16 protein-coding genes and 1 pseudogene are annotated in these 18,753 nt (G+C 73.3%); 3 read left to right on the forward strand and 14 right to left on the reverse strand.

Annotated elements, in window-relative coordinates; all coding sequences use genetic code 11:
- Positions 1-10: 10 nt before the first annotated feature.
- The 3 genes from ACQUSR_RS08525 to ACQUSR_RS08535 all read right to left on the reverse strand — a co-directional run bounded on the left by ACQUSR_RS08525 (position 11) and on the right by ACQUSR_RS08535 (position 5,334).
- The gene (locus ACQUSR_RS08525; protein ID WP_431041950.1) at positions 11-4,249 is read right to left on the reverse strand and encodes an AAA family ATPase; all 4,239 of its coding nucleotides are present in this window, start codon (positions 4,247-4,249) and stop codon (positions 11-13) included.
- 222 nt (positions 4,250-4,471) lie between these two features.
- Positions 4,472-4,678, reverse strand: a complete 207-nt coding sequence (locus ACQUSR_RS08530) for a hypothetical protein (RefSeq protein ID WP_431041951.1) — start codon at positions 4,676-4,678, stop codon at positions 4,472-4,474.
- 374 nt (positions 4,679-5,052) lie between these two features.
- Positions 5,053-5,334, reverse strand: coding sequence for an acylphosphatase (locus tag ACQUSR_RS08535; RefSeq protein ID WP_431041952.1), 282 nt, complete (start codon positions 5,332-5,334; stop codon positions 5,053-5,055).
- A gap of 131 nt (positions 5,335-5,465) precedes the next feature.
- Between ACQUSR_RS08535 and ACQUSR_RS08540 the strand changes: the two genes are divergently transcribed.
- Positions 5,466-6,377, forward strand: coding sequence for a CAP domain-containing protein (locus ACQUSR_RS08540; RefSeq protein ID WP_431041953.1), 912 nt, complete (start codon positions 5,466-5,468; stop codon positions 6,375-6,377).
- A gap of 110 nt (positions 6,378-6,487) precedes the next feature.
- Here the strand turns inward: ACQUSR_RS08540 and mutM are convergent, their stop codons facing one another.
- From mutM to ACQUSR_RS08585, 9 genes are all read right to left on the reverse strand, one after another.
- Positions 6,488-7,444, reverse strand: a complete 957-nt coding sequence (mutM, locus tag ACQUSR_RS08545; protein ID WP_431041954.1) for a bifunctional DNA-formamidopyrimidine glycosylase/DNA-(apurinic or apyrimidinic site) lyase — start codon at positions 7,442-7,444, stop codon at positions 6,488-6,490.
- A gap of 153 nt (positions 7,445-7,597) precedes the next feature.
- Positions 7,598-8,419, reverse strand: a complete 822-nt coding sequence (gene rnc, locus ACQUSR_RS08550) for a ribonuclease III (protein ID WP_431041955.1) — start codon at positions 8,417-8,419, stop codon at positions 7,598-7,600.
- 19 nt (positions 8,420-8,438) lie between these two features.
- Positions 8,439-8,612, reverse strand: coding sequence for a 50S ribosomal protein L32 (gene rpmF / locus ACQUSR_RS08555; protein ID WP_431041956.1), 174 nt, complete (start codon positions 8,610-8,612; stop codon positions 8,439-8,441).
- A 2-nt stretch (positions 8,613-8,614) separates the two neighbouring features.
- On the reverse strand, positions 8,615-9,211 hold the full coding sequence (locus ACQUSR_RS08560; protein ID WP_431041957.1) for a YceD family protein: 597 nt from the start codon (positions 9,209-9,211) through the stop codon (positions 8,615-8,617).
- Positions 9,212-9,387: 176 nt separating this feature from the next.
- Positions 9,388-10,545 (reverse strand): ATP synthase F0 subunit B, encoded by a 1,158-nt coding sequence (locus ACQUSR_RS08565; protein WP_431047451.1) that lies wholly within the window; start codon positions 10,543-10,545, stop codon positions 9,388-9,390.
- Positions 10,546-10,644: 99 nt separating this feature from the next.
- Positions 10,645-11,124 carry a pantetheine-phosphate adenylyltransferase gene (gene coaD / locus ACQUSR_RS08570; RefSeq protein WP_304464169.1) on the reverse strand — a complete coding sequence of 160 codons (480 nt, stop codon included), beginning with the start codon at positions 11,122-11,124 and terminating at the stop codon, positions 10,645-10,647.
- A 26-nt stretch (positions 11,125-11,150) separates the two neighbouring features.
- Entirely contained in the window at positions 11,151-11,735 is a 585-nt protein-coding gene (gene rsmD / locus ACQUSR_RS08575; protein WP_431041958.1) for a 16S rRNA (guanine(966)-N(2))-methyltransferase RsmD, read from the reverse strand.
- 186 nt (positions 11,736-11,921) lie between these two features.
- Complete coding sequence (recG, locus tag ACQUSR_RS08580; RefSeq protein ID WP_431041959.1) at positions 11,922-14,105, reverse strand: ATP-dependent DNA helicase RecG; 2,184 nt, start codon at positions 14,103-14,105, stop codon at positions 11,922-11,924.
- Positions 14,106-14,142: 37 nt separating this feature from the next.
- Positions 14,143-16,005 (reverse strand): DAK2 domain-containing protein, encoded by a 1,863-nt coding sequence (locus ACQUSR_RS08585; protein ID WP_431041960.1) that lies wholly within the window; start codon positions 16,003-16,005, stop codon positions 14,143-14,145.
- A 238-nt stretch (positions 16,006-16,243) separates the two neighbouring features.
- Here ACQUSR_RS08585 and rpmB point away from each other — a divergent pair.
- Positions 16,244-16,354 (forward strand): annotated as a pseudogene (rpmB, locus tag ACQUSR_RS08590) (50S ribosomal protein L28); the annotation flags it as partial.
- A 172-nt stretch (positions 16,355-16,526) separates the two neighbouring features.
- Here the strand turns inward: rpmB and thiD are convergent.
- Both thiD and ACQUSR_RS08600 read right to left on the reverse strand, forming a co-directional pair.
- Complete coding sequence (gene thiD, locus ACQUSR_RS08595) at positions 16,527-17,363, reverse strand: bifunctional hydroxymethylpyrimidine kinase/phosphomethylpyrimidine kinase (protein ID WP_431041961.1); 837 nt, start codon at positions 17,361-17,363, stop codon at positions 16,527-16,529.
- Between the two features lie 34 nt (positions 17,364-17,397).
- The gene (locus ACQUSR_RS08600; protein WP_431041962.1) at positions 17,398-18,366 is read right to left on the reverse strand and encodes a thiamine-phosphate kinase; all 969 of its coding nucleotides are present in this window, start codon (positions 18,364-18,366) and stop codon (positions 17,398-17,400) included.
- A 134-nt stretch (positions 18,367-18,500) separates the two neighbouring features.
- On the opposite strand from ACQUSR_RS08600, the gene ACQUSR_RS08605 reads away from it, so the two are divergent.
- The gene (locus ACQUSR_RS08605; protein ID WP_304464163.1) at positions 18,501-18,734 is read left to right on the forward strand and encodes an Lrp/AsnC family transcriptional regulator; all 234 of its coding nucleotides are present in this window, start codon (positions 18,501-18,503) and stop codon (positions 18,732-18,734) included.
- Positions 18,735-18,753 lie beyond the last annotated feature (19 nt).

Genomic DNA, 18,753 nt, shown 5'->3' on the forward strand with positions numbered 1-18,753 from the left:
GCGAGGGAGGTCAGCGCAGCCGCTGGCTGATGACCTTCGAGACCCCGTCGCCCTGCATGGAGACGCCGTACAGCGCGTCGGCGACCTCCATGGTCCGCTTCTGGTGAGTGATCACGATCAGCTGCGAGCTCTCCTGGAGCTCCTCCATGATCCGGATCAGCCGCTGGAGGTTGGTGTCGTCCAGCGCCGCCTCGACCTCGTCCATCACATAGAACGGGCTCGGCCGGGCCTTGAAGATCGACACCAGCAGTGCCACGGCGGTCAGCGACCGCTCGCCGCCCGACAGCAGCGACAGCCGCTTGACCTTCTTGCCCGGCGGCCGTGCCTCCACCTCCACGCCGGTGGCCAGCATGTTCTCGGGGTCGGTCAGGACCAGCCGGCCCTCGCCGCCGGGGAAGAGCCGGGAGAAGACCCCCTCGAACTCCCGCGCCGTGTCGTGGTACGCCTCCGTGAAGACCTGCTCGACCCGCTCGTCGACCTCCTTGACCACCTGGAGCAGGTCGGCCCGGGTCTTCTTCAGGTCCTCGAGCTGCTCAGTGAGGAACTTGTGCCGTTCCTCCAAGGCCGCGAACTCCTCCAGCGCCAGCGGATTGACCTTGCCGAGCTGCTGGTAGGCACGCTCGGCGGCCTTGAGCCGCTTCTCCTGCTCGGCCCGTACGAAGGGCCGCGGCCGCCCCGCGGCGTCGGGCGGCTCCTCGCCCTCGGCAGACGGCGACGCCGGTACGAGCTGGTCGGGACCGTACTCCGCGATCAGCCCGGCCGGTTCGACGCCCAGCTCCTCCAGCGCCTTGGTCTCCAGCTGCTCGATACGCAGCCGCTTCTCCGCGCCCAGCACCTCACCGCGGTGCACCGAGTTCGTCAGCTTGTCCAGCTCGTCCTTCAGCTCCCGGCCCTGGTTGCGCTCGGCGATCAGCTCCTGCTCCCGCTCGGCCCTGGCCCGCTCCGCGGTGTCCCGCTCGGCCTCGGCCCTGACCAGCGACACCTCCACGTGGGCGAGCAGCTGCCGGGCTCCGGAGGCCACCGCGGCCGCCACCTCCGCCTCATGCCGCAGCCGGGCGCGCCGCTGCTCGGTGCGGGTCCGCGCCTCGCGCTCCGCGCGCGCGGCGCGGTCGAGGGAGTCGGCGCGCCCCGCGAGCCCCTTGACGCGCTCCTCGTGGGTACGGACCTGGAGCCGGGCCTCCATCTCCGTCTGGCGGGCGTTGGCCCCGTCGGCGGCGAGCCGGTCCCGTACCGAGGTGTCCGGCTCCTCGTCGCCTGGCGCCTCCTGCGCCACGGCCAGCCGCTCGGCCAGTACCTCGGCCTCCTCCGTAGCCCGCTCCAGCGCCTCCTGGGCCTTGTCGGCGGCCGCGGCCATCCGCTCGGCCTCTCCGGCGGCCGCCCGGGCCTGCCCGGCGAGCCGCCCCAGCGCCTGCGCGACCTGCGACTTCTCCCGGTCGGCGGCGCTGCGCCGCCCGGCCAGCTCCTCGACGAGGGCGGCGCACGCGGTACGCCGCTCCCCCGCCAGGCGCTGTGTCTCGGCCAGTTCCGCGCACCGTACGGCGAGCTCCGCCAGCTCCGCCGCGGCCTCGTCGACCGACGCCTGCACCTCCAGCAGACTGGGCGCCCCGGCGGAGCCGCCGTGCGCGAAGTGCGTGCCGAGCAGATCGCCTTCGGCGGTCACGGCGATCAGCTCCGGGCGGGCGGCGACGAGTTCCTCGGCCTCCTCCAAGGTGCCGACCACGACCACCCGGTCCAGCAGCCGGCGCACGGCGGGGAGCAGCTCGGCGGGCCCGCGCACCAGGTCCGCGGCGCGCGGACAGCCGGTGGCGTCCACCGGCCCGCCGTACCGGGCGGCCGGGCCGGACGCGTCCCGCGCGCCTGTCGCCGCCGGTTCCCCCGCCGCCCGTCCGGCCTCGTCACCGGGGGCGGACACCGTGCCGTCCGGACCGGACGGGCGCACCGTGCCGCCGCCGACCCCGGCGCGAGCATGCGGCTCGCGCGTCCCGCCGCCGGTGGCGAAGGGCGCCGCGCCGGGGGCGGGGATCTGCTCGGTGCCGCCCTGCGGCGCGCCGCCGGTACGGGCGGCCGGGACGGCCCGGCCCGCGTCCGGGTCCGACGAGGAAGGGCCGGGGTGTACGAGCGGAGCCTCGGCCGACCCTCCGTCCGAGGGGACCGGCTGATCCGGAACCGCCGCGTGACCGTCCGCCGCGGGCGCGGGCGCCCCGTCCGTCGACGCACCGCCGGAGTTTCCGGCGCCCGGGGCGTGGCCGCTGCCCGCGCCCGGCGCTGCCGAGGTGGGGGGATGCGGCATCGCCGGGGCTGGGCCCGGGGCGGCCTGGTCCGGCGGCGACGCGTCACCGGCGGCCGCGGGCACGGGCGCACCGTCTCTCGACGCGCCCCCGGGACGGGCGGCGGGTACGGCCGGGCCCGCGTCCGGGTCGGCCGACGCGGGCGCGGACAGGGCGGAGCCCTGAGGGTACGGGGCGGGACCCGAGCCTGGCGGGTCCTGGGGATACGGGGCGGTGCCCGGTGAAGCAGGGGTGCGGGCCGCAGGCACGCCCAGCAGCAGCGCCGCCCGGCCCGCGTCCTGTTTGCGCAGCAGGCGCAGCGCGTCTGCGGCCGTGGCCGGGTCGCTGACCGCGATCGCGTCGGCCGCGGCGCCCAGTGCGGCCGCCAGCGGGACCTCGTAGCCGGGGGTGACCGTCAGCAGTTCCGCGGCGGGGCCGAGCAGTCCGCTCAGCTGGTCGGCGGCGGCGAGCAGGGCGCCCGTGCCGTCCTTTCTGCGCAGGCCCAGGGCGAGGGCGTCGTGCCGGGCGGCGGTGGCCGCGCGTTGGCGCTCGGCGGCGGTGGCGGCCTCGCGCGCCGCGCCCAGCGCGGCCTCGGCCTCGGCCAGCTCGCGCTTGGCCGTCTCGTGCCGTTCGGCCAACTCCACGTCGTCCGCGTCGAGCCCGTCGACCTCCTCGCGCAGTTGCTCGTACTCCTCCTGGGCGGTGGCCGCCCGGCGGTGCGCCTCGTCCCGGGCCGTCGCCAGCCGGTCGATCTCGGCCTGGGCGGAGCCGGCCCGGCCGCGCGCGGCGGTCACCTGGCCGTGCAGCCGGGCGAGTCCCTCACGGCGGTCGGCGATGGCCCGGGCCGCGTCCTTGAGCCGGCGTTCCTCCTCGGCCAACCGGCGCTCCAGCTCGGCCCGGTGGGCGATGGTGTCCTCCAGCGCGCGGCTCGCGGCCTCCAGCGCGGCCTCCAGCTCCGCCTCCTGCTCGCGGATCCGGGCCGCCTCGCGTTCCATGTCCTCCGGGTCGCGGCCGCGCCGCTCCTCGGCGGGGGCGGAGGTGGCGCTCTTGACCCGCGCGTCCGCGAGGCTGACGGTGCCGCGGACCCGCTCGGCGAGCTGCGAGAGCTCGTGCCAGGTCTGCTGGGCGCGCTGGAGCCGCGGCGCCAGCACGCGCACCTGCTCCTCCAGCGCGGCCTCACGCTGGAGCGCGGCCTTGAGCCGGCCCTCGGCCTCCTCCTTGCGCTCCTTGAGCGCCGCCTCGTCGGCGATCTCGGAGCTCAGCGCCTCGCGCAGGGTGACCAGGTCGTCGGCGAGCAGCCGCAGCCGCACGTCCCGGAGATCGGCCTGGATGACGGCGGCGCGCCGTGCCACTGCGGCCTGCCGGCCCAGCGGTTTGAGCTGGCGGCGCAGCTCGTCGGTGAGGTCCTGGACGCGGGCCAGGTTGGCCTGCATGGCGTCCAGTTTGCGCAGCGCCTTCTCCTTGCGCTTGCGGTGCTTGAGGACGCCGGCCGCCTCCTCGATGAAGGCGCGGCGGCCCATCGGATCGGCGTGCAGTACGGAGTCGAGTTGGCCCTGGCCGACGATGACGTGCATCTCGCGGCCGATGCCGGAGTCGGAGAGCAGTTCCTGGATGTCCAGCAGCCGGCAGGTGTCGCCGTTGATCTGGTATTCGCTGCCGCCGTTGCGGAACATGATCCGCGTGATGGTGACTTCGGCGTACTCGATGGGCAGCGCGCCGTCGGAGTTGTCGATGGTGAGGGAGACCTCGGCACGGCCCAGCGGGGGGCGGCCGGTGGTCCCGGCGAAGATGACGTCCTCCATCTTCCCGCCGCGCAGGGACTTGGCTCCCTGCTCACCCATGACCCAGGAGAGTGCGTCCACCACATTGGACTTGCCCGACCCGTTGGGACCGACGACGCAGGTGATGCCGGGTTCGAAGCGCAGCGTCGTGGCCGAGGCGAAGGACTTGAAGCCTCTCAGGGTCAGGCTCTTCAGGTGCACGCCGTGGGACTCTACCGTTCGTGTTCGGTTTCGCCGGGGAAGGCGCCGGGCACATCAGGGTTAAGGAAAACTCAGGGGACGCTGGAGCGGCGCCGGGACGAACGGCGACGAACGCGGCTGATGAGCACGGGGGGCAGAGGACACGACGAAGGGACGCCAAGGCGTCCCTTGCAGATTCTCAAGCGGCTGACGATTGCGTCCTGACCGGCCCGGAGGCTGGGGTCAGGCGAGCGCAGGCTCCGCCTGGGGTACGTCGATGCTGTCGAGCAGCGAGTCGCTACGATGTGCGGCAGCCGAGAGGGCGTCGTTTTCGGCCTGGATCCGGATGATCTCGGATTCGAGGTCCTGGACGCGCTGCTGAAGCCGTCGCATCTCGGCGAGGACTCGGGGGTCGGAGCCGCCGACGTATCCGAGAAGCGCCTTTGCCATGATGGATGGTCCTCCACACTGAGTGACCGACCGAAGCGATGGTGGGTCGTGAGGGATTCGCACCCGCGATGTCTGCCATCACCGACGTGCTCAATGCCAAACAATGAAGGTGCGCGGGGCTTCCAGCGTCTCACCAAAAAGTTTGACGGTCAACACGATCACAGCCCACATCGCCTGTCGGGCCTAGGGCGGAAAGGCCGCAAACTCTGGCGGCACCGCCTCTGCGAGGTCCCCGCAGGAGCGCAGCGATCATCCTTGGTCCGCAGCCTTCCATGGAGTCGCGCGATTGGCAACCACCAGCCCATTCTCGCTCCTGCCGGCCATTGCCGACACCCGGCGGGAGCGGCCCCCGAGGACGTTCGGGGCGGACCGGGTCAGCGGGTCTCGAAGGTGTCGTAGCCGCCTCGCGGGGTGTCCCAGATCTCAGTGACGCCGTCGACGCGGCCGGGCGTGTCGCCGGCCCGCAGCCAGTCGAGCAACTGCTCGCACTCGTCGCGCGGCCCCTCGGCCACCACTTGGACCCGGCCGTCGGCCAGATTCGACGCGAAACCGACGAGGCCGCCGATCCGCAGCGCGTTGGCCCGCGTGTACCAGCGGAAACCCACGCCCTGGACGCGGCCACGGACCCAGACGGTGAGGCGGACGTTCTCGTTCATGCGTGCAAGCTAACCGGCCATTTCCCCCCTGGACACATCCGCCCCACCCCTTATGGCGTACAGTCCCGGCTCAATAGCTTCACCCATATGGGTGAACGACGTTGACGCCGAGCACGTAAGGAAGGCAGCGGATGGGTCGCCATCGACGATCTGCCCCCGTACCCACGGCAGCACCCCCCTCCTCCACCGGGACCGCCCCGGACGCCACCCGCCACCGGGGAGCGCGCCGCAAGGGCCGGGTACCGGTGCGCACCGGACTGCTGGGCGCGTCCGCCGCCGTCGCGCTGGGCGCGGTGGCGGTGGCCTCCGGCCTGGTGCCGGGATTCTCGCCCGGCTCGGGCGAGGACTCCGGCGCGACGGTGCGCGCCGACCACCTCCCGGACGAAGAGCTCGGCGCGCAGGGCTCCTCCTCGGCGCCGACCCCGGAGCGCGGCACGACGCCGGCGAGCCGCGGCGACGGCCGTTCTCAGGCGCCGTCCGCCTCCCCTTCGAAGAAGGCGTCGGCCAAGCCGTCCGCGAGCCCGTCGAAGAAGCCGTCGCCCTCGCGGTCGGCGAAGCCCGGCGGCCAGGGCGGGGACGGCACCGGCGACGGGCGCCCGAGCCCGACCCGTACCACCGCCCCCGCCACCCCGACGCGGACCGCGACGCCCACCACCGGGGGACCGCATTCGGCGTCCGAGCGGGAGGTGCTGGCCCTGGTCAACCAGGAGCGGGCGCAGGCCGGCTGCTCCCCGCTGGCCGCCGACCCGGAACTCGCCGAGCTCGCCGGGGCCTTCAGCGAGGACATGGACGCGCGGAACTTCTTCGACCACACCGACCCCGACGGCGACACGCCCTGGGACCGGGCGAAGCAGGCCGGGGTCAGCAACCTGGGCGGCGAGAACATAGCCCGCGGCCAGGCGGACGCGCGGGCGGTCATGGATTCGTGGATGAACAGCCCCGGCCACCGCGCGAACATCCTCAACTGCGAGTTCAAGACCCTGGGCGTGGGCGCGCACCACGGCGACGGTGGCCCGTGGTGGACGCAGGAGTTCGGTTACTGAGCCGTACGGCGGCTCAGCCGCCGCGGAGGAACGGACGCCGCACGGGGACGGACGCCATGCGCATCGGCCCCGCAGCCTTCGACTGAGGGCTGCGGGGCCGCCGCTGGGCCTCATCCACTTCGTCGAGGATCAGATGCCGCGGGTGCTGGACGCGCGGGAGCGCTACGACCAGCGGCGCGGCGGGTGACGGGCGGGCGCTGGCAGCGCGGGCAGAAGTAGCTGGACCGGTTCATCCACGGCCTGCGGCGGATCGGAGCGCCGCAGCGGCGGCACGGCTCCTCCTCGCGCCCGTACGCGTCCAGGGACCGGGAGAAGTAGCCGGACTCGCCGTTGACGTTGACGTAGAGGCTGTCGAAGCTGGTGCCGCCGGCCGCCAGTGCGTCGTTCATGACGTCGCGGATGTGGCCGAGCAGTTCGGTGGTGCGCGGCCGGGTGAGGGTGGCCGTCGGCCGGTCGTAGTGCAGCCGGGACCGCCACAGCGCCTCGTCCGCGTAGATGTTGCCGACGCCGCTGATCAGCGACTGGTCGAGCAGCGCCCGCTTGATGGTGGTACGGCGCCGACGCAGCGCGGTGTGGAAGAGTTCCGCGTCGAACGCCGGGTCGAGCGGGTCGAGGGCGATGTGGGCGATGACGTCCGGCAGCCCGTCGGCCGCGCCGGGCGCCACACCGTGCAGGGACAGCCCGCCGAAGGTGCGCTGGTCGACGAAGCGCAGCTCGGTATCCGTCGAACCCGCGGCGGAGCCGCTGTCAGACTCCGTGAAGCGCAGCCGGATGCGGAGGTGCTTCTCGTCGGGCGCGTCGGCGGGCTGTACGAGCAACTGGCCGCTCATCCCGAGGTGGGCGAGGACGGCCTCGGGCGCGCCGTCGAGCGGCAGCCACAGGTACTTGCCGCGGCGACGGGCCGGGCCGATGCGACGCCCCTTGAGCCGCAGGGCGAAGTCCTCGGCACCCGCGACATGGCGGCGCGTCGCGCGGGGGTGCAGGACGTCGACGGCCTCGACCGTGCGGCCGCTGACCCAGCGCTCCAGTCCGCGCCTGACCACTTCGACCTCGGGCAACTCGGGCAAGGTGGACTCCTCGGGGGTGCCGGTGACAGGTACGAGTGTGCCCCCACGCGAGCCCTCGCGGCGCCGCGCGCCCAGGCCGGGAACCCATGGCCCTCCGGACCGGTGAACGCGTGAGAGGGCGGCGGGCACATGGCCCGCCGCCCTCTCAGGGGTTCAGCGTGCGGCGCTCTCGGACGCGTCGGTGCTGTCGGACGGCGCGGCGCCGTCCGGGTTCTGGCCGTCCGAGGCGGCGGCAGCCGCCTTCGCCTCGTCGGCGGCCGTGCGGATCGCGCGCCAGGCGGACTCCGCCGCCTGCTGCTCCGCTTCCTTCTTGCTGCGGCCGGTGCCGGTGCCGTACGCGACACCACCGACGCGGGCAGCAGCCGTGAAGGTCTTCTCGTGGTCGGGACCCTCTTCCGAGACCAGGTACTCCGGAACGCCAAGACCCTCGGTGGCGGTCAGCTCCTGGAGACTGGTCTTCCAGTCCAGGCCGGCGCCGAGGTTGGAGGACTTCTCGATGAGCGGGTCGAAGAGCCGGTGCACCAGTTCGGCGGCGGCGTCGAGGCCCTGGTCCAGATAGACCGCGCCGATCACCGCCTCCAGGGTGTCGGCCAGGATGGACGCCTTGTCCCTGCCCCCGGTGCCCTCTTCGCCCCGGCCGAGCCGGATGAAGGCGCCGAGGTCGAGGCCGCGGCCCACCTCCGCCAGCGCGCGCGAGTTGACCACCGCGGCCCGCAGCTTGGCCAGCTGGCCTTCTGGCAGATCCGGGTGGATGCGGTACAGCGTGTCGGTGACCACCAGGCCGAGCACCGAATCCCCGAGGAATTCCAGACGCTCGTTGGTGGGCAGCCCGCCGTTCTCGTACGCGAAGGAGCGGTGGGTCAGCGCACGTACCAGAAGGGCGGACTCAAGCTGATACCCGAGCCGCCCTTCCAGAATCGTGTGGGACGAGGCTGTGTCCGCCGGCGCCTTCTTCGACGAGTTGCCGTCTGACATAGAGCCTGTCACCCGCCGATCAGACCGCGAGGACCTGACGCTTGTTGTAGGTGCCGCAGCTCGGGCACGCGATGTGCTGCTGCTTCGGCTCCTGGCAGCTGCTGCAAGCCACCAGGGTGGGGACCGCAGCCTTCCACTGCGACCGGCGGTGGCGCGTGTTGCTGCGCGACATCTTCCGCTTCGGAACAGCCACGGCTACTTCTCCTGCTTCTTGTCGACGCCCGCATCGGCGCCGCCCATATCGTCCTTCTCGCCGCCCTGGATGGTCTCGGCGAGTCCCTGCAGTGCCGCCCAACGGATGTCGACGGCGTCATGGTGGTGGTCCGGGTTGTCCGTCAGCCGTACCCCGCAGTCGGGGCACAGGCCGAGACAGTCCTCCCGGCACACCGGCTGCAGCGGCAGTGCCAGCACCACCGCGTCCCGCAGCACGGGTTCGAGGTCGAGCAAGTCGTCCTCGAGGAAGAGCGTGTCCTCCTCCTCGGCGTCGTCGTCCGAGTCCGCGGTGCGGCCCCAGGCGTCGGCGTCGGGGTAGGAGTACATCTCCTGGTAGTCCACTTCGAGCTCTCGCTCGAGCGGCTCCAGACACCTTACGCACTCCCCTGTGAGCGGCGCACGGGCGGTGCCGGTGACCAGCACACCCTCCATGACCGACTCCAGGCGGAGGTCGAGCTCCACGGTCGCGCCCTCGCGCACACCGATGACCTCGATACCGAGGTCCTTGGGCGCGGCGATCGAGCGGGAGAGGCGCTTGAGCGCACCGGGACGCCGACCCAGCTCGCGTGTGTCGAACACGAGCGGGGCACGGTGGTCAAGGCGGGCGTTCAGAGCTTCCTGCTTTCTACGCTGCGGATGGGCGGCCCCACGCGGATGCGAAACGGGCAGCCCGGATCGCGGACGTAGCGCGACCGAACAGCCAGGATACTTGAGACCTTGCCGTAGACCCAATCGGCACCGTCGCGACCGGACGGTCAGCGGCCCTGCTCGTACTGGCGCAGCTGGTCCAGGTTGATCACGCTGGTGTCGAAGAAGCTGGTCTCGTCCAGCGCCGCCCCCTGCTGGGCGGTCTGCGGCGGCTGCTGCGGATACCCGGCGTGGGCCTCGTGCGGCGCGTAGCCGTCCTGGCCGCCGTAGGTGTCGTAGCCCTGCTGCTGCCAGCCGTAGCCGCCGTCCTGCTGCGGGTAGCCGGCCGCCTGCGCGGTGGCGTACGGGTCGGCCGCGGGCTGCTCGTACTGCTGCTGCCCGTACCCGTATGGGTCCTGCTGCTGGTAGCCGTCGGCGTAGTACGCCTGCTGCTCCGGGACGCGGGGTGCCTCGGTAGGCGGAGCGGGCACGGCCTGCTGGGCCTGCACGGGCTGCTGGGCGGGCGGGGCAGGCACGCCGTGCGGCGGCGTGTGGACCTGGGCGAGGTCCGCCAGGTACTCGGCGTCGCTCGTGCCGTGCGCGTAGCCGCCCTCCTGGGCGTCCTGGGCCGCCATGTGCGCGCCCAGCTCGTCGGTCGGGCGCGCCCCGAGCAGCTTCTGCCGCCCGCGGCCGACCGCCTCCAGGGTCTTGGCGAGGACGGCGGCCACGGCGCCCAGCTTGGTGTCCACGTACTCGTCGGCGCGCTGCCGCAGGGTCGCGGGGTCGGCGCTGCGCTCCGGCCCCTCGTCCGCCAGTCCGTCCGCGCCGGGCGCGGCGGCGGGCGCGCGGCCCAGCAGCTTGTCGCGGCCGCGGTCGACGGCGCCGATGGTCTTGGTGAGGACGACCTCGAAGTTGGCGAGCTTGCTGTCGACGTAGTCGTCGGCCTCGGCGCGGATCTCCTCGGCCTCGCGGCGGGCCTCGGCCAGGATGCGGTCGGCCTCCTCCTGCGACTGCCGGGCGATCTCGGTGCCGGAGATCAGCGAACCGCGCTCGGCGTGGGCGGACTCGATGATCCGCTCGGCCTCCCGGCGGGCGTCCTCGACGACCTGCTCGCGCCCGCCGAGCACCTCCTGGGCCTGGGCGAGGGAACCGGGCAGCGCGGCCCGCAGCTCTTCGAGCCTGGCGAGCAGCTCGGCGCGGTTGACCACGCAGGAGGCCGACATGGGCATGGACCGGGCGCTGCCGACGGCGTCGACGATCTCGTCGAGCTTCTTCGATACGTCCACCTGGGTGCTCGCCACTCTCTATGACCGATGGGAACGAACGGGCACGACTGTACGGCCAGTGGGCCCCCGCCCGACAGCCGATGACGTCCCGTCAGCGGCTCATCGTTTCGGCAGCCGCTCCCGCAGCGCCTCCAGCACCACCGGGGGCACCAGATGGGAGACGTCGCCGCCCCAGGCCGCGACCTCCTTGACCAGGCTGGAGGAGAGGAAGCTGTAGGTCGGGTTGGTGGGGACGAACAGGGTCTCCACCCCGGACAGGCCGTTGTTCATCTGGGCCATCTGGAGCTCGTAGTCGAAGTCGCTGACGGCGCGCAGTCCCTTGACGATGGCGGGGATGTCGCGCTGCTTGCAGAAGTCGACGAGCAGGCCATGGAAGGCCTCCACCTCGACGTTGCCGTACTCCGCGGTGACCTGGCGGAGGAGATCGATCCGCTCCTCCACGGTGAACAGGCCCTGCTTGGACTTGTTGATCATCACGGCGACGTGCACGACGTCGTAGAGCTTGGACGCTCGGGCGATGATGTCGAGGTGTCCGTTGGTGACGGGGTCGAAGGACCCCGGACAGACTGCGCGGCGCAACAGTGGTTCCTCGCTCTCAAGTCCGGTCATGACGTGCTGTCGCACGTCGAAGCGGCGCGACCGTACCAAAGCGTGCCCTCGCCGTAGCGGCGGGCCCGCAGCCCGTCGAAGCCGGGCGGCCAGCCGAATTCTCCGCCTCTGGTGCTGCGCTCCACGGTGACCAGTGCGTCCGGCGCGAGCCAGCCGTTACGGCCGAGTGTGAGCAGGATCTCGCGGAGATCATCGTCGCTGACGGCGTACGGGGGGTCGAGGAAGGCCACGTCGTACGGCCGCTCGGGGGCGGGCCGCACGGTGATCTGCTCGGCCTTGGCGGTCCGGATCTCGGCGCCGGGCAGTCCGATGGTCCTGATGTTCTCGCGGATGACCCGCGCGGCCCGGGCGTCGGCCTCCACCAGCAGCACGTGCTCGGCGCCGCGGGACAGCGCCTCGAGGCCGACCGCGCCCGACCCGCCGTACAGATCCAGGACGCGGATGCCGTGCAGTGAGCCGAGGAGCGACTCCCAGGTGGAGAACAGGCCCTCTCGCGCCCGGTCCGAGGTCGGGCGGGTGCCGGTGCCGGGCGGCACGGCCAGGCGGCGTCCTCCTGCCGCACCGGCGATAACGCGGGTCATGTGAGGGGCCGCCCTTCGGGTCGTTTCGCTCTGCGCTCGCTGCGGGTCCATTATTCGCCTCCCCGGGGGCGGGCGACGAGGTCAGGTCCCGCGGCGGGCGGCGAGGCCCCGTCCGGCGGCGGCCGCCGTGCGGCCCCGGCGGCCTTGCCCAGCCCTTGGGCCAAGTCCTTGAGCCCAGCCCTTGGCTCAGCCCTTGTCGAGGTAGCTTTCGCGCTCCGCGTCGACGAGGGCGTCGAGCGCGGTGCGCAGCTCGGGGTGTGCCGTGAGGTCGGGGTCGGCGGAGACGGTCGCGGTCGCCTCTTCGCGGGCCGCGGCGATGACCTCCTCGTCGTCGATGACGGCGAGCATCCGCAAGGACGAGCGGACGCCTGACTGGGCCTGCCCGAGCACGTCGCCCTCGCGCCGCTGCTCCAGGTCGATCCGGGACAGCTCGAAGCCGTCGAGGGTGCCGGCCACCGCGTCCAGCCGGGCGCGCGCGGGGCTGGCCTGCGGCATCTCGCTGACCAGCAGGCACAGGCCGGGAGCGGAGCCGCGCCCGACGCGGCCGCGCAGCTGGTGCAGCTGGGAGACGCCGAACCGGTCCGCGTCCATGATGACCATGGCGGTGGCGTTGGGGACATTGACCCCGACCTCGATGACGGTGGTGGCGACGAGCACGTCCACCTCGCCCGCCGCGAAGCGCCGCATCACCTGGTCCTTGGCATCGGGCTGCATCCGCCCGTGCAGCACCGCGACGCGCAGGCCCTGCAGCGGACCCGCCGCGAGCTGTTCCGCGATGTCCAGAACGGCCAGTGGCGGGCGCTTCTCCGCCTGGTCCTCGGCGGACTTCTTCTTCGGCTCGTCCTCGTCGTCGCCGATGCGCGGGCAGACCACGTACGCCTGGTGGCCGGCGGCCACCTCCTCCCGAACCCGCTCCCAGGCGCGGGCCAGGAAGTGCGGCTTGTCCTGAACCGGCACCACATGGCTGGCGATCGGGGACCGGCCCGCGGGCAGCTGGTCGAGAACGGAGGTCTCCAGGTCGCCGAAGACGGTCATGGCGACGGTCCGCGGGATCGGGGTGGCGGTCATCACCAGCAGGTGCGGCGGCTGCTTCCCCTTGCCGCGCAGGGCGTCGCGCTGCTCGACGCCGAAGCGGTGCTGCTCGTCGACCACGACCAGGCCAAGATCATGGAACTTCACCTTGTCCTCGATCAGCGCGTGGGTGCCGATCACGATCCCGGCCTCTCCGGTGACCAGGTCCAGCAGCGCCTGCCGCCGGGCGGCGGCGCCCATCGAGCCGGTGAGCAGCACGACCTTGGTGCCCAGGTCGGACCCGCCCAGCATCCCGGCCTCGGCCAACTCGCCCATCATCTCCACGATGGAGCGGTGGTGCTGCTGGGCGAGGACCTCGGTCGGCGCGAGCATCGCGGTCTGGCCGCCGGCGTCCACGACGCGGAGCATGGCGCGCAGCGCCACCATGGTCTTGCCCGAGCCGACCTCGCCTTGCAGGAGCCGGTGCATGGGGTGTTCGGTGGCCAGGTCGTCGAAGACCTCCTGGCTGACCTTCCGCTGGCCTTCGGTGAGCTCGAAGGGCAGCTTGGCGTCGAAGGCGTCCAGCAGGCCGCCCGGTGCGTGGCGGCGCGGTACGGCGGGCAGCTGGGCGTCGGCGAACCGGCGCCGGGCGAGGGCCACCTGGAGGACGAACGCCTCGTCCCACTTCAGCCGGTCGCGGGCGTCGGCGATGTCCGCTTTCGTACCCGGCCGGTGGATCTTGAGCAGGGCTTCCGGCAGCGTGCTCAGCCCGCGCCCGAGGCGCAGCGCCGGCGGCAGCGGATCCACGGCCTCCCGGGCGCTGGGCAGCACCGCGTCGACCGCCTTGGCGATCTTCCAGGACGCCATCTGCTGGCAGGCCGGGTAGATCGGCATGAGCCGGCCCGCGAAGGCGTCGACGGCTTCCTCGCCGCTGTCGGCGTCCAGCAGCTGGTACTCGGGGTGGGCGAGCTGGAGCTTGCGGTTGAAGACGGAGACCTTGCCCGCGAACATCGCCCGGCGGCCGGGCGGCAGGTCCTTGTGCGGCTTGTGGATGCCCTTGCCGAAGAAGACCAGCTGGAGCCGTCCGCTGCCGTCGGTGAGGGTGACCTCCAGCCGCTGGCCGCGGCCCGCGTTGAACTTCAGGACGCGGGCGTCGGCGACCTGGGCGACGACCGTGACGTGCTCGTCCAGCGGCAGGTCGGACAGCCGGGTCAGCTCGCCCCGCTCGGCGTACCGCCTGGGGTAGTGGTGCAGCAGGTCGCCGACCGTGTGCAGGTCGAGGTGGTCGGCCAGCACCTTCGCGGTGGTGCCGCCGAGGGTCTTCTTCAGGGGTTCGTCGAGCGCGGGCACGTTGTCCATTGCACACCACGGGTGTGACAAGCGGGGCCAGGCGGGTTCATTCGACGCCGATGATCAGCGGAACGGTCTGCTGCCCGCCGTCGTAGACGACCGTGTCGACGGCCAGATGCCCCTGCTGTACGTGCCGTTCCAGGCGCTCGGCGACGCCCTCGGGGACGCCCGCGCCGAGGACGAGGGTGACCATCTCGCCGCCGGCGGCGAGCATCCGGTCCAGGACCGTCTCCGCCGCGCCGGCGAGGTCCGGGCCGATGACCGCCACGTCGCCGTCTATCAGGCCCAGCACGTCCCCGGCCTGGCAGATCCCGGCCATGGTCCACGACTGGTGCTCGGCGACGACGAGTTCCGCGCAGCGGGTGGCGCCGGCGGCCGCGGTCATGGCCACGACGTCCTCGTCGAAGCGGCGGCCGGGCTCGTGTACGGCGAGCGCGGCGATGCCCTGGACCGCGGAGCGGGTCGGGATGAGGGCGACGCGCACCCCTGCGGTACGGGCCTGCTCGGCGGCGGCCGCGGCGGTGTGCCGCAGCTCGGCGTCGTTGGGCAGCAGCACGACCTCGCGGGCGTGGGCGCGGCGGACGGCCTCGACCAGCTCGCCGCTTGCGGGCGGCTCTCCGGGGCGTGCGGCCACCACCGCGGCGCCGGCTTCCGCGTAGAGGGCGGCGAGGCCGTCGCCGGGGACGACCGCGACGACGGCGCGCGGTGCCCGCTCCCGGCCCGCGTCCTGGCGCTCGGGCCGGTCCCGCGGCGCGTCGCACGGGTCCTCGTAAGGGCCGCGCGGTAGCCCGGCGGCGGCGAAGTGCGTGATGCGGATGCGGTACGGGCGTCCCGCCTGGATGCCGGCCTCCACCGCCGCGCCCGCGTCGTCCACGTGGACGTGGACGTTCCACAGGCCCTCCCCGCCGACCACGACGAGGGAGTCGCCGAGCGCGTCGAGCCGGGCGCGCAGCCGGCCGACGGCCGCGTCGTCCGCCTCCAGCAGATAGATGACCTCGAAGGCGGGCCCCTCGCTGTGCGGTCCGGCCCCGCCGGGGGCGCAGCCGCCCGCTCCGGCGGACGCGGAGGGTGCCATCGCCGGTGGGGTGGCCGGTACGGCGGAGGTTCCGCCGGCCGGCGCGGCCGGGCGGGGTCGGCGGCCGTGGTCGGCCGCGGGCGGCTGGGCCGGGGCCTCGCCGGACAGCGCCTGGGAGAGCGCTCCGAGCACCGCGACCAGGCCGTAGCCGCCCGCGTCCACCACTCCGGCGCGGCCGAGGACGTCGAGCTGGCCGGGGGTCGCCGCGAGGGCGGTGCGTGCCCCCTCGTACGCGGCGCGCGCGACCCGTGCGATGTCGTCACCGGCGCGCTCCGCGGCGGCGTCGGCCACCTGTTCCGCGGCGTCGGCCGCCGCCGCGGCGACGGTCAGCACCGTGCCCTCCACCGGGTGGGCGACGGCCTGGTAGGCGGACTCGGCGGCGTGCCGCAGCGCCTGTTTGAGGGCGCCGGCGTCCCCGGACGCCACGCCGCCGGGCCTCGCGTCCCCGGCCCCTGTATGGGCGGGCCCCGCGTCTTCGGCGGCGAGCACGTCGGCCATCCCGCGCAGCAGCTGGGCCAGGATGGTGCCGGAGTTGCCCCGTGCCCCGATGAGCGCGCCGTGCGCCATGGCCCGCATCGCGTCCGCCCTGGTGGGACGCGACGGGGCGCCGGAGGCGGCGTGGCCGTCGAAGGCCGCGTCGACGGCCCGGGCAGCGGACTCGGCGGTCAGGTACAGGTTGGTGCCGGTGTCCCCGTCGGCCACCGGGTAGACGTTGATGGCGTCGATGTCCTCGCGGGCCCGGCCGAGCGCGTCCAGCGCCAGCCGGCACCAGGTGCGTACCGCATCGGCGTCAAGGGGGTACCCCCGGACGGAGTCTGGGGGAGTGTGCGGCACCTTGCGTCCTCCTCGGGTGGGGCTCCTGGCAGGGTAGTCGCGCCGCGGGTCCGGTCAGGGGGCCCGGACCGGCGGGGGCCGGGGCGGCCATGGTAGTTTTCGTATGTCGGGAGCGGTCGTTGTATGCTGCTCCGGTTGCCCGATGTGAATCGGGCTTTCCCCTGGCACTCTCGCCGGGGCTCACCGTAAGTGTCTGTCTCCTCGCGTACGCGGGGTTGACCCGTCTTTGGAGTAACCCGTGGCTGCCAACTGCGACGTCTGCGGCAAGGGGCCGGGCTTCGGCAACAACATCTCGCACTCGCACCGCCGCACCCGCCGTCGTTGGAACCCCAACATCCAGACGGTGCGCGCTGTGGTCGGTCGGACCCCGAAGCGCATGAATGTCTGCACCTCGTGCATCAAGGCCGGCAAGGTCTCGCGCTGACGTAGCGAGCCTCGCCGGTTGCCGGAGCCGGTCCACCTCGTGGTGGGCCGGTTTTTTGGCGTTCGGCCCCACAGACCGCCAGCGGGCCCATAAACCGCTAGCGGCGCAGGCGCCACCCGTGGTCGACCGGCCCGATGCCCTCCCCCAGCGCGAAGCCCGCCGCGATGGCGCCGGTGACGTACGTCTTGGCCGCCGCGACCGCCTCCGGGACCTCCAGCCCCCGGGCCAGGTACGAGGCGATGGCGCTGGCCAGCGTGCAGCCGGTGCCGTGGGTGTGCCGGTTGTCGTGCCGGGGGGCGCGCAGCCAGTGCAGCTCGGTGCCGTCGGTCAGCAGGTCGGTGGCGGCGCCGGCCAGGTGCCCGCCCTTGATCAGAGCCCACCGGGGGCCGAATTCCAGCACGGCGTCCGCCGCCCGCCGCATGTCGGCCTCACTCTCGACCCGTACGCCCGTGAGCTGGGCGACCTCGTCCAGATTGGGGGTCGCGACGGTGGCGGTGGGCAGCAGCCTGGCGCGGACCGCGCCGAGGGCTTCGGCGGCCAGCAGCGGATCGCCGTGCTTGGAGACGCCGACCGGATCCACCACCACCGGCGCCGTGACGCCGCCGAGCAGCGCGGCGACCGTCTCGACCAGTTCGGTGGAGGCCAGCATGCCGGTCTTCACCGCATCGACGCCGATGTCGTCGACGACGGCACGGAACTGGGCGCGCACGGCGTCCGCGGGCAGTTCCCAGGCCCCCTGTACACCCCGGGAGTTCTGGGCGGTCACCGCCGTGAGGACGCTCATGCCGTGCACGCCCAGCGCCAGCATCGTCTTCAGGTCGGCCTGGATGCCCGCACCGCCGCCGGAGTCGGATCCGGCGACGGTGAGCACGCAGGGCGGGTGCGGCGGGAGCTCACCGCGCGGGGCGGGCTCGGGCGCGGGTATGTGCGGCATACGCCGAATCTACTCGGCGTATGCCCGTGCCCAGCTACTCGGCGTCGGCCTCGTCCCCGAAGTGGTCCCAGCCCGCGTGCGCCCACGGCGCCCCGTCCACGGTCACCTGGGGCAGTGCCGACGGGTTGAGCACCTCGCCGATGACCTTCCAGCGGGCCGGGAGCTTCACGTCGGGCGGGAAGGTCGCGACGATCGCGTGGTCCTCTCCCCCGTTGAGCACCCACTGGAGCGGGTCCACGCCGACCGCCTGCCCGATGTCGGACATCTGCGTCGGGATGTCGATGTCGCCCGAGCGCAGGTCGATGCGGACCTTGCTGGCCTCCGCGATGTGGCCCAGATCGGCCACGAGCCCGTCGCTGACGTCCGTCATCGCGGTGGCGCCGAGCCCGGCCGCCGCCGGCCCCGCGTGGTACGGGGGCTCGGGCCGCCGGTGGGCCTCGACGAAGGCGCGCGGCGAGCGGAAGCCGCGGGAGAGCACCGCGTGCCCGGCTGCCGACCAGCCCAGCCAGCCGGTGACCGCGACGACGTCGCCCGGCTGAGCACCGGATCGGGTGACCGGGTCGCTGTTGCGCAGGTCGCCCAGTGCGGTGATCGCGACCGTGATCGTGTCGCCGCGCACCACGTCACCGCCGACGACGGCGGCCCCGGCGACCTGGCACTCGTCCCGCAGCCCGTCCATCAGCTCGCTGGCCCAGGTCACCGGCAGGTCCGCGGGGACCACGAGGCCGAGCAGCAGGGCGGTGGGCACCGCGCCCATCGCGGCGATGTCGGCCAGGTTCTGTGCGGCGGCCTTGCGGCCCACGTCGTACGCGGTGGACCAGTCGCGGCGGAAGTGCCGTCCCTCCAGCAGGACGTCGGTGCTGGCCACGACGCGCCGGTCCGGCGCGGCGACCACCGCGGCGTCGTCCCCCGGCCCCAGCCGTACCGCCGGGGTCGTGGTGAGCCGGGATGTGAGTTCCCTGATGAGCCCGAACTCCCCGAGTTCCCCCACGGTACCTTTCACTGCGCTTCTCCTTATGCTGTCGATATCCGCGGCCTCGCCACGCATGCCGCGAGGGTCTCCCCGCACCGCGCGGTGACGCGGTACCGTGGCGTCTCTTCTCCCCACATGATCCTCGTAGCCGCCCTGGAGGTTCCGTGGTACAGGCGTACATCCTGATCCAGACCGAGGTCGGCAAGGCGTCGACCGTGGCCGAAGTCATCGCGGAGATCCCGGGGGTCATCCAGGCCGAGGACGTCACCGGACCGTACGACGTCATCGTGCGCGCCCAGGCCGAGACGGTCGATGAGCTCGGTCGCATGGTGGTCGCCAAGGTCCAGCAGGTGGACGGCATCACCCGCACCCTGACCTGCCCGGTCGTCCATCTCTAGCTCCCGCCCGGCCGTCCGT

It is taken from the genome of Streptomyces sp. P1-3 (assembly GCF_050613155.1).
In the GTDB taxonomy this organism is placed as follows: Bacteria; Actinomycetota; Actinomycetes; order Streptomycetales; family Streptomycetaceae; genus Streptomyces.